Source organism: Buttiauxella sp. S19-1, from assembly GCF_022134725.1.
GTDB classification, from domain to species: domain Bacteria; phylum Pseudomonadota; class Gammaproteobacteria; order Enterobacterales; family Enterobacteriaceae; genus Buttiauxella; species Buttiauxella ferragutiae.
In genome coordinates this window covers 1-10,550 of sequence record NZ_JAHWLU010000143.1, presented here as the reverse complement: position 1 = coordinate 10,550, position 10,550 = coordinate 1, and the positions used below count along the sequence as shown (strand labels likewise).

9 protein-coding genes and 1 pseudogene are annotated in these 10,550 nt (G+C 50.2%); all 10 read right to left on the bottom strand.

Annotated features, from left to right (window positions below; genetic code table 11):
* A pseudogene (locus MES37_RS21640) lies at positions 1 to 797 on the bottom strand (type VI secretion system ATPase TssH); the annotation flags it as partial.
* A gap of 8 nt (positions 798 to 805) precedes the next feature.
* Positions 806 to 1,549, bottom strand: a complete 744-nt coding sequence (icmH, locus tag MES37_RS21635; protein WP_121815690.1) for a type IVB secretion system protein IcmH/DotU — start codon at positions 1,547 to 1,549, stop codon at positions 806 to 808.
* Positions 1,550 to 1,628: 79 nt separating this feature from the next.
* Complete coding sequence (tssK, locus tag MES37_RS21630; protein ID WP_064556633.1) at positions 1,629 to 2,972, bottom strand: type VI secretion system baseplate subunit TssK; 1,344 nt, start codon at positions 2,970 to 2,972, stop codon at positions 1,629 to 1,631.
* Between the two features lie 2 nt (positions 2,973 to 2,974).
* Positions 2,975 to 3,484: a type VI secretion system lipoprotein TssJ gene (tssJ, locus tag MES37_RS21625; protein ID WP_121815691.1), complete on the bottom strand. Its 510-nt coding sequence runs from the start codon at positions 3,482 to 3,484 to the stop codon at positions 2,975 to 2,977.
* A gap of 17 nt (positions 3,485 to 3,501) precedes the next feature.
* Entirely contained in the window at positions 3,502 to 4,797 is a 1,296-nt protein-coding gene (gene tagH / locus MES37_RS21620) for a type VI secretion system-associated FHA domain protein TagH (protein WP_370919136.1), read from the bottom strand.
* A 28-nt stretch (positions 4,798 to 4,825) separates the two neighbouring features.
* On the bottom strand, positions 4,826 to 5,872 hold the full coding sequence (gene tssG, locus MES37_RS21615) for a type VI secretion system baseplate subunit TssG (RefSeq protein WP_064540001.1): 1,047 nt from the start codon (positions 5,870 to 5,872) through the stop codon (positions 4,826 to 4,828).
* Entirely contained in the window at positions 5,839 to 7,659 is a 1,821-nt protein-coding gene (gene tssF, locus MES37_RS21610) for a type VI secretion system baseplate subunit TssF (RefSeq protein WP_064540003.1), read from the bottom strand. The genes tssG and tssF overlap by 34 nt, the downstream gene beginning before the upstream one ends.
* A gap of 2 nt (positions 7,660 to 7,661) precedes the next feature.
* On the bottom strand, positions 7,662 to 8,084 hold the full coding sequence (tssE, locus tag MES37_RS21605; RefSeq protein WP_416135270.1) for a type VI secretion system baseplate subunit TssE: 423 nt from the start codon (positions 8,082 to 8,084) through the stop codon (positions 7,662 to 7,664).
* Positions 8,085 to 8,086: 2 nt separating this feature from the next.
* Positions 8,087 to 9,571 (bottom strand): type VI secretion system contractile sheath large subunit, encoded by a 1,485-nt coding sequence (tssC, locus tag MES37_RS21600; protein ID WP_064540005.1) that lies wholly within the window; start codon positions 9,569 to 9,571, stop codon positions 8,087 to 8,089.
* A 20-nt stretch (positions 9,572 to 9,591) separates the two neighbouring features.
* Entirely contained in the window at positions 9,592 to 10,092 is a 501-nt protein-coding gene (tssB, locus tag MES37_RS21595) for a type VI secretion system contractile sheath small subunit (protein ID WP_064540008.1), read from the bottom strand.
* Between the last annotated feature and the right edge of the window lie 458 nt (positions 10,093 to 10,550).

The window sequence follows — 10,550 nt, the reverse complement described above, 5'->3', positions numbered from 1 at the left end:
GCCTGAAGTGCACCTAAATCCAGGGTCATGATATCGGTATCGCGTAGCTTATCCGGTACTTGGCTTGCGACAACGCGTAACGCCAGTCCTTCAATTAGTGCACTTTTACCCACGCCCGCCTCCCCCACTACCACTGGGTTGTTCTTACGGCGACGGCAGAGAATATCGATCATCAGGTCTATTTCGTTATCGCGGCACAATACCGGATCAAGTCGCCCCTGACGGGCATCTTCGGTCATGTTCTTCGCATAGCGGGCAAGTAAGCTGTCACCTGTATCTGCTGCTGTATTGACGGCCAGTCCCTCTGCATTCAATAGCACTGTTTCCGCTGATTCCTGCGTCCACTGTGCAAAATCCTGTTGCAAACGGTCACGGTTAATACCGCTCAACAGACGAGCTGCAGCGGGAGGTAAATAACGCAACGGTGAATGTAACAGGGCTAGCAGCAGCACACCGCCACGCAATTCGCTCTGTTGCATTTGTGCAGACGCCAGTAGCCAGGCCTCTTTCAGCCATTCAACCAGCATCGGTGAAAAAGATGGGTAACTGTCTGTTGAACGGGAGCTGGCATAATTTTCCACTGTCAGTGCCTGGCGTAGTTCATCCAACCGGATCTCGGCATGTTCGGTGATCACCCGCAGGTCGCTACGAGGAATGGCAAGCATCTGTATTAATATGTGGCTAACAGTAATCTCCACTGCTTGCTGGCTCATGCATTCCGATGCAGCCGTCTCTAACGCCTGCCTGGAAAAGAGGTTAAGGCGTTTTACCAACGTTGATAAATCAATCTGGATCATAGGTGTCCTTACCTGGCGAGCAGCCGGTTTAACTGGTGGAGAATGTCCTGTGTCTGGTTATCCAGGCGCAGCAGGTAAAATAGGAAAAACAGAACCAACACAGTAAAACCACCGAGCAGCACATGTTTAATGGTCAGCCGCTTGATTAACTGATAACGCCCGCCCTGTGTTTTATTATCCTGATGCAGCAGCGGGAACGGCGCATCGCCACGCAGCCCATGCAAAGCATGGTGCAGACGGCGGTAAATCAGCTCAAATTCCCCAGAATCCTGTACCGCAACTTTGTAGCGCCCACGAAAACCCAGAGAAAAACACAGATATAAGAACTCCAGTAAGTCCTGGTAGCGTTTTGGTTCGCGCATCAGTCGCTCGAGCAAAATAAAGACTTTCTCACCGCCCCACGCTTCATTATGGAAATGCACCAGTAAAGATTGTTTGATCCACTCATTCTTGTTCGACCAACCATTACCTAGCGCCACCTCGTCTATAAAGGTGCAGAGGATGTAGCGAAATGAAACGATAGCGCCAGGTTCGTAACCCTGCTCCTGGAGCAACTGCTCTATTGCCTGCACATCCGTCACCACCTGAGGAAATAGATGTTCCGGCATGGCATGGCTGTTCATCCCAGTGACGCGCATGACCATCCCCAGCATCGGAGTAGCAGCGTCAATCATTGGGTTCAGGCTGCTACCACGCAGGACGAGACGGTAATGGCGCAGAGATATTTCTTCTCCACCTTCAGGTGAAACCATTCTGCTCTGCCCGGGGGATCCCACGGTGAGCAGAGGGTCATTTTTGTCGGATAGAAGAACGGACTGTTCGCTCATAGACTTAGCCTCTTATCGCCCACAGCTGCATGTCTAGTTCCGGGAAATTACCGGAAATATGCAGTGCCAGCGCACCGGCTTTCACCACGTCCTGCCAGGCCGAAGAACCTTTTTCCAGTTCGAAGTAAACATACCCGTCGTGATACGGAAGCTGGCGCGGGGCAGCGGTCAGTGTACGCAGCGGCACACCCGGTACCTGCACACTGACCACATTGCGAATCTTGTCAGTAGCGGCGATTTTGGACTGCTGAGTAAACTGGAGGATAATCTGGTTGCTCGGCATACGTGCGCGGACCGCCAGTACAAAGGAGCCGGATTGCAGCAGTGCCGGATCGTTTACAGTAGCGAGATAGACACCATCCGAGAAGCTCAATGGCAGGTTCTGCGCACGTGGCATCAGCACAGTGTTAAGCGCACGGCGCAGTTCCGGTATCACCGTTTTAAACGACATAGTGAGGTCGCGATGAATGTAAACCTCCACACTACAGGGTTGACGGCTGTTTTCAGTAAACGTCATCAACTCACCCAGTAGCCGGACCAGATCCAGATAAAAACTTTCGGGGTGCAAAGTATGTAAGTGCGAGCGGTGATTGAAGTGCATCTGACTGCGATTGAGCATCTGCAACATCATAAATTCCGCAACATCAGCAATACCGCTTTGCTCAGGGGAGCCGATACGTTTCGCCAGTTCGCTGGCACGATTGCTGATAAGGCCCTGCACATCACCAGCAAATGCACTCAGCACCGAGCTGACCCTAATGGCCTGACAGGTAGGAATAAAACTGTCATCCAGCACCAGTGCACCATTGGGTTGCAGGCTCCGGATACGGCATAGCGGCAATGTCACCATGGCACTGAGATCGTCCGCGCCGCTGACAATTTTCGGTACTAGCATTCCCAGTTCGATCTGCTGTACGTCGCCACCATCGGAGTGTAAATCACGGACATCGGCACGGGTTAAGCTGTAACGCTCCGTTCCGTTCCCGGTACTCTGATGCCCCTTAATTTCGCAGATAATATCGCTGATCACCGGTATCGCCAGATAAATATCATGGCTTCCTGGAGCGGACATATCGATGGGTTGAAAAGGCACGGGAAGATGATCCTGCTCAGGAATACTGAACACCGTGCCATCAGGCATACAGCCAGTCGCACTGGAAAGCATAATTTTCCCCTGCGCGAGGAGCTCTGTATTGAGTGACAGCTCAGTAAACCCCCAGGCGAAATCATCCCGGGCATTGATACGCTGGTTCAGCAGGTATTCATGGTTACGCTGCTGTTGCTGAAAATGCTGAGGCACGGCGAACAAACCTTCCTGCCAGATCACTTTATTTTTCATGGTCGCCATTATCAGTTTTCCTCTTTTTTCATTTCGATGCTGTTCTGCCGTACATGTACCAGCAGGCGATACTCATGGTGACCCGCGCCTTCCACTGGTTCGATTTGTTTCCATTCAGTGGTCTGATCGTCAGAAAAATAGGCAATGACACCAATAAACTGTGTTTTTTCATCCAGTTTCACTGGTGGCAGGGTTTTCATAGAGTCAGGCAATAAGCTGAAATCCTGGTGATCGATATAATTTTTCCCAATCACGTCCGGTAACGCGGTTCTGGCAATCTGGTCATAATCCGCAGCCTGTAATTTTGAGTCATCGCTCATGTAAACCAGTTGCACATCCACTGGAGCGGCTTCACCATCTACGTTGGTATTGGTGTCCGGTTCAGTTAGCAGGGTAATCGTGATTTCCGACGGCTGCTCTGCCCGCTTTCCAACCTGAACACTCGGGTCGCTGATCACCTGACCAATTTTTTTCGCTGTCTCGCAACCACTCAGGGTTGCGGCAAGCAACGTTATCCAGATGCAGAAAACGCGTCCTTTCACTCTTCAGGCTCCCGCTGTTTCTCACGCAGCACCCGGTCATAGACCTGGGCGTATACTTCGTTGAACAACATGGAAAAACCCTGCTGGCGATCTGAAGCCAGTTCGTCGTAATAATGGCTGTACATCTGCCAGGAACCTGCATCATCAAGTTGTTGACGCAGTTCATGGCTGCAACGGTATTGAATAAAGCGACGCATCAAACTCTGCGGAGAGAAAGCCTCCAGCATCACGTGTAATGCTTCATTGATGGCTGCCTTGTTTGCTTCGTCATGATGGCGAATGTTACGCAAACTCTCAGCAATGGCCGCAGGGGCCGCAAGATGTACCGGGCTTTTGCCTTCGGCAAACATCACATCCACAGCAGTGGAATAATCCAGATTCAGGCGTAGGGGGTTATCTTCCAGGGGACGCAGATGTTTGTCTGACAGGCTACTTTGCCGTTGTTGTAGGTCGAGCAAGCCCTTTATTGCTGCCTGTAATGAACGCCCTGCTTCTTCGAGAAAATCGTCCGCATCCTGAGAGTTACGTACGGCAAGTGAGCTACCCAACCCGCGGAGAAGCGGGGTAACGGCAAGGTGGCGCTGCGCCATCTGAGCAGGCGAATCGGTATTCTCATTAGTGTCACGATTGTCACGTGCATCGGCATACATAGGAGGAAGATCCATAAAAGGAATATCGATCCCACTATTATTGGCAGGATCGGACAACTGGGCGGAAGACCTACCGCGCCCCATACCAGAAAGCAGATCGCCTGCAGTGGTCAGGTTTTCGGCCTGAAGCACCTGCAATGGGTCGGTGGAAAAACCATTTACAACCGTGTCCGCAAGTTGATGGCGGTGAGGCATTCCTGGATATGCAGGCTGGCCGTCAGTGGTCAGCAGGGCATCAGCTAGTCGATCACGGTTTGTCACTATCGTTTCGGGCGCGGCCATCTGTTCGCCATAACTCACCAGCTTCCCTTCGTGAATAAACACTTTCAATACCAGTGCGCCCAAGCCAATCTCATCGCCCTGACACAAACGCACCAGCCCAGTGTCTACCGATACTGAAGCTTGATTAATCATCAATCCGGGTGTCAGATTGCGTAAACAGAATGTGCCATCATGCAGGACGACCTGGCAGGCACGGCCTGCAACCGAACCAGCCCGGTCCTGTATCGGCCAGTGACATGCCTGCGTATGACCAATATCCCCACCTCCGGCGGAAAAAAGGCATTTTGCGGCACGTCCACTTTCCAGTTCGTTGCCGTTCATCACCTGTAACGTCAGTGATAATGCGGAAGACTGTGGTATTTCCTCAGCCATATACTGCTCCATAAAATTATTCCCTGATGTGGAGGGTGACAGAAGGCGGTGTTTTCGGCAGACCAATAAACGCAGTACGGCCAATACAGGAGCGGGCACAGTCACCCAGTCGCATTCCCTGGGCCTGTTCTGGTGCAAGATCTAGCCGTAAATCCCAGGAAAACTGATCTCGCAGAAGAAAGGAAATAAATACCGTTAGCGCCTGATGGTTATCACCGCCTGGTAAAAAAGACAGATAACGAGTCATCGATAAACCGCCAATCTTTAGCAAGAATTTTCCACTGCGATCTGGCACTCGCGAACCGAGGGTAAAATTAACGCCAATCACAGAGCGTCCGGGGATATACCCGGCAGTTTTCTTCTTCGAATTGCGGACACCCAGACGGTTCTGCTGTGATGGTTCAATCGGTACTTTACGCAACTGCCAGCTTTCAATGGTGACATCCGGCAGATCAAAACAATGGGATACCAAATTGCATACCACATCCGGCGAACGGCCTGGTGTCGCCAGCACTCCGGCATAAGCCAACATCTTGCTATGGTTGATAGCGAGCTTGCCACGCACGCTCTGATTACCTAACCCCACCAGGGCATACATACGCTGCGAGAAAATGTCCGTACCACCATTGCGAAAACAGATGTAATAGCGGTACTTGCGCCAGGCGTGGTAAGCAAACTGTGTCCAGCGGTGACTGAACAGATCGAGAAATGCTTTCAGCCCTTCTTCATGCTGCGCATCTTCCCGGGCCATCTTATCCAGGTAATAACCCGGTAAAGGGGACTGGCTACCTGAGAAACCAAGAAACGTTGTGGTCAGAGAGAACTGGCCAGTATCGTTGCGCCCAAGCGTAGTCAAGTCACTTACCGGAAAGGCGATGCCGGCGTCTGATTTGAACAGTGCCACTTCCCGGCTGGGTTCCGTGCGCAAAGAAGGCTCCTCGCCTGAATCTCCATACAGACGGTACAGCGCATCCATCAGGACATAAAAATTCATCCCGCGCACATCGGTCGGGAATGAGCCCCGTTTCCCTACATCAGGGCGTGCTGACCGGTATGTTGCCATTCCCAGGCCTCCTGACTTTCCGTATTGATGATTTTCAGACAGTGAAATGAATTGATGCTGGCATACAGGGCGAAGAAGTGCGACAGCACGGTTCCCAGCAGATAGATCTCACCCTCGCAGACAAAGGGAGTGGGGTCGATCCACAGCGTGGTGGATAATCCACGTACTGGTACCCCTTTAAACAAGCGGTCAACTGGGTGGGTATCAAGTTTTTCAATGGCATCCAGTTTTTGGCGTGAGAGCATTGCTTGCTGCGGGTGGTGGATCCCCGGCAGGTCGAATGTACGCATTACCTGGATCAGCGCGTCTCTGTCGAGTAGAGATAGGTAGTTCAGGTTCATACAGGAAATCAGCGACCAGTGCATGTCGCCATCTGTGACGGGGTACAATGGACGGGTCGGACGGGTAACATTGCTGAAGGATGCTACCGACGAATTTTTGTCAACCGCAACACTGATATCACCAGTATGTAGCGACGCAGGTAGCATCCGGTTGGTACAGACCAGTGAGGCGGTGATGACTTCATCGTTCAGTCCGGAGTGGTCTGGCTGGCTGCCATCTGCATGTACAAAGGCTATGGAATGTTCCAGACCACGATGGAACAACGAGGTTTTTGTCCGGTGGTGCCAGTAAACGACTTCGCGCTGACGGCTGTATTCTATTTGATGCTGAAAGCCTTCAAATTCAGGCCAGAGGCGGAAGGGTTTACCGTCAGATGAACTGCTCACCTTGCTGGATACAGATTTCACTCGAAAGATATCATAGGCTTCCGGATGCTGATGGCTCGCGCGCAGAGGGTACTGCGGTGTGCTGCTGTCTGGACTGACAGGTTCGGCATGGTAAGCAAACAGGTTTACCGCTGGCGTACAGTACGGACGCAAAGAATCCTTTCGCAGTTTTATGTCCACAGGCAACGGCTGGTTAAAATGCAGGCGCAGCGTGAAGGTTTGAACCGGAAAATCTTCCGGTAACGGTGCTGCGTCACGCATGCGAAAGAAGAAAAAACTCTCCGGATAGCAGAAGTATTCCTGGAGTACACGGTAACCGGTATGAACATTTTTTGGCCAGGGTAGTAACGCATCGTCCCGTTCAAATCCGGCAGCATCCAGCCACAGTTCCGGTAATGCGAAACGATGTGACCCGGAAACCAGTTCAGCATCCATCAACCGCTCACTGAACCACAGATAAAGTTGGTGACGAGTGTAATCATCCTCGTTACCCAGCCAGAAGGTCAGTTTATTCATATCCAGAGAGCGAGATGGAACATTCCCTTCAGTGAAGAAATCAACCTCAATGACCCCCTCTTTCAAGCTACTGACATTGCGTACATCCCGGATATACAGGGGTTGCAACCAAGTATTGCGTGCAAGAGTAAAATAGCAGGCTGGAGGCGCCGCTTTCTCGTCATCGGTCAGCCCTCCAGGGGCGAGAGACTGTGAGCCGCTACCTGTATCGGTTCTTACCAATTCGTTCCGGCTTACTTCAACCGCGGTTAGTAACTCTTTTTTGGGCTGATATTCAATGACTGTCATGGACGGAACTGGGCGCAGGTAATTAGGCCACAGCATATTAATCAGCCCATGTGTGAATTCAGGAAATTCATCTTCCAGCTTCTGACGCAGACCGCCAGAAAGGAAAGCAAACGCCTCCATCAGGCGCTCGACATCTGGATCTCCTTCCTTTTCAGCCAGAAAACGGGCCAGGTAAGGTTTTTCTTGCGCGAGTAGTTTGCCGAGCTGACGCAAGTAATCCAGCTCCTCCCGGTAGTAGCGTTCTTCGAAAGCCATTTCTACTCCACACACCAGTGCTGGCGGTTATCCAGCAGGATATCAAACTCCAGAACATCCCTGCTTTCGCTGAAATTCATGTACGCCACAATATGGAAACACAGTTCCAATGGCGAATACCCATCCTCTGCAATTGCCGTTACCACCACATCAGACATTCGAGGTTCGTAGCGCAACATACAGTTCCTGATGGCTTTTATTATTTCGCTTCTGAAATCACTGGAGACCAGGGCATCATCATCTAAATCGGTGATACCTAGCTCCGGTGACCCATAACAGCTACCGGAACGGGTGTTGAGTACATTCTGCAGATTGCTCCGAACAGAGCGCAGCAACGCTTCTTTCGGTTTCCTGCGTACAGGCAGATCCACCGCCTCCTGGATGCGTTCAAACAGACTGCCCCCGAACACCCGCTCCTTCATCATAGTTATTCCCTATCCAGACGACCCACCAGGGATAAGTCAAAGCTGGCGCCCATGAACTTGAAATGCGGACGTACAGAGAGGGCAACCTGGTACCAGCCTGGTTCGCCTTCTACATCCAATACCTCAACCTTCGCCTGGCGCAGAGGTTTGCGACTGCGAACCTCAGAAGGTGGGTTCTCCTGATCCGCCACATACTGACGAATCCAGGTATTCAGCTCACGCTCAAGATCGCCACGCTCTTTCCATGAACCAATCTGCTCGCGTTGCAGCACTTTGATGTAATGAGCAAGACGCGTGATGATGAACAGGTAGGGAAGTTGTGAACCCAGTTTGTAATTCGTTTCAGCCGCCTTACCTTCCGGTGTATTTGGGAAGGTTTTAGGTTTTTGTACCGAGTTAGCTGAGAAAAATGCCGCGTTATCACTGCCCTTACGCATGGTCAGAGAGATGAATCCCTCTTCTGCCAGCTCATATTCACGGCGGTCAGTAATAAGTATTTCGGTCGGAATTTTAGCCTGAAGTTGTCCCATCGATTCATACAGGTGCACCGGCAAATCTTTCACCGCTCCGCCACTCTGTGGACCGACGATATTTGGGCACCATCTGCTCAACATGAAACTTTCAGCCATATTAGCCGCCAGTAAGAACGCTGTGTTACCCCACAGGTAATCCTCATGGTTACGGCTGACGTTTTCCCGATAGTTAAAGCTTTTCACCGGGTTTTCATCTGGTGCATACGGATGGCGCAACAGACAGCGAGGTGCTGTCAGCCCCAGATAACGGGAATCTTCCGATTCGCGCAGGGCACGCCATTTTGTATATGCCGGGCCTTCAAAAATAGCGGACACATCCTTCATACCCGGCAATTCCGTGTACGAATCTAGCCCGAAGAATTCAGGAGATACTGCTGACAAGAATGGGGCATGAGCCATCGCACTTACTGCACTGATATATTTCAGCAGCTTCATATCTGCCGCGGTGTTATCAAATGCGTAGTTACCGATAACGGCGGCTACTGGTTCACCGCCAAACTGGCCAAAACCACTTGAGTAAACATGCTTGTAGTAGCCAGATTGGGTGATCTCAGGGGCAAATTCAAAATCATCCAGCAATTCTTCTTTGGTGGCATGCAGCACGTGAATCTTGATGTTTTCCCGTGTATCTGCACGATCAACCAGTAACTTAAGTGACCGCAGGAACGACTCCAGCTCCTGAAGCTCAGGAGCGTGAAGAATAAGATCCATCTGACGCCCCATACGAGCATCAATATCAGCAATCATGGCATTCACGGCCAGAATATCGACAGGCTCCGCATCTGTATTGCTCTCTAACAAGGCAGCGATAAACGCGGTCACGCCCTGACGGGCAACATCATAGCTCTCCGATGCTGGCTGAAAGCGGGTCTGCGCCATAATTTCATCCAACAGAGATGGTGCAGCCGTTGGCGTGGTCGAAGCGAGTTCTTCTTGTAATGAGGTATCTGACATACTGAAATCCTTGTACAAAGTTATTTCCGACCAACGAGGCCCAGTTCCGCAATCAGCTGTTCGCGGGTTTCTTCGTTATCCAGCAGAGCCTGAATCTGGGCGCGGAAAGCTGGGATATTGCCCATTGGCCCCTTCAGCGCAACAAGCGCCTCACGTAGCTCCAGTAGTTTTTTCATTTCTGGAACCTGCGCGGCAACGTTGTCTGGTGAAAGATCGCTTATCGACTTCACTTTCAGGCTGACATTCATTTGTGCATCAGGGATTTCGCTGAGCGCAGAAGTAACGATGAAACTCCGTTCGATTCCGGACTTTTCTAGCACAGCGTTGAAATTATTCCTGTTAATAGAAACGGGCTGACGCTCATCCAGCGGAGTATCATCTGCAGTACCTTTCAGATTGCCAGTGATCAGCAGATTAAGCGGCAACTCAACTTCGGCCGCCTGACCATCAGTTTTAGGGATATAACGAATATTGATGCGCTCTTTAGGTGCGATACTACCGTCGTTTTTATTGCTGCTCATGAGAATAGTCCATCGGGTTATCGTTCAAGCCATGAATACGGCAAAATCCGTATAACAGAAATACCGATGCAGTGGCCGCTCTATAATATCAGTCCATGAGTTTAAAACGCATTCTACTCTCGCATTAAATAATTTCAAAAGAACTTTTTTTCATTTCAATGCGAGAATTTATTTTGCACAAAAAATAATTCAAAAAACAAATTAAATTAAAAATAAAACAAATAAAAACAATGTATTACAAACATAACCTCAAAAATTAATCGCTAATTAACAATAACTTAAGGCGTACTAAATCACTATTCACAAAGCAGGACATCCTGCGCATTCATTTTACTGAAATACAGGAACGCCAGAATCTTAAAAGCTCCAAATAATATAAAACAATTGTTGTGAAAAACACCAATCCCGATATAGCATATTCCATTAGCACTACTAAATATTAATAATTTATATATGTC

What these genes read in the sequence shown, in the direction of transcription:
- tssK (WP_064556633.1), bottom strand. Translation starts at nt 2,972, where the DNA reads ATGGCGACCATGAAAAATAAAGTGATCTGGCAGGAAGGTTTGTTCGCC.
- tssF (WP_064540003.1), bottom strand. Translation starts at nt 7,659, where the DNA reads ATGGCTTTCGAAGAACGCTACTACCGGGAGGAGCTGGATTACTTGCGT.
- tssB (WP_064540008.1), bottom strand. Translation starts at nt 10,092, where the DNA reads ATGAGCAGCAATAAAAACGACGGTAGTATCGCACCTAAAGAGCGCATC.
- tssG (WP_064540001.1), bottom strand. Translation starts at nt 5,872, where the DNA reads ATGGCAACATACCGGTCAGCACGCCCTGATGTAGGGAAACGGGGCTCA.
- icmH (WP_121815690.1), bottom strand. Translation starts at nt 1,549, where the DNA reads ATGGTTTCACCTGAAGGTGGAGAAGAAATATCTCTGCGCCATTACCGT.
- tssC (WP_064540005.1), bottom strand. Translation starts at nt 9,571, where the DNA reads ATGTCAGATACCTCATTACAAGAAGAACTCGCTTCGACCACGCCAACG.
- tssE (WP_416135270.1), bottom strand. Translation starts at nt 8,084, where the DNA reads ATGATGAAGGAGCGGGTGTTCGGGGGCAGTCTGTTTGAACGCATCCAG.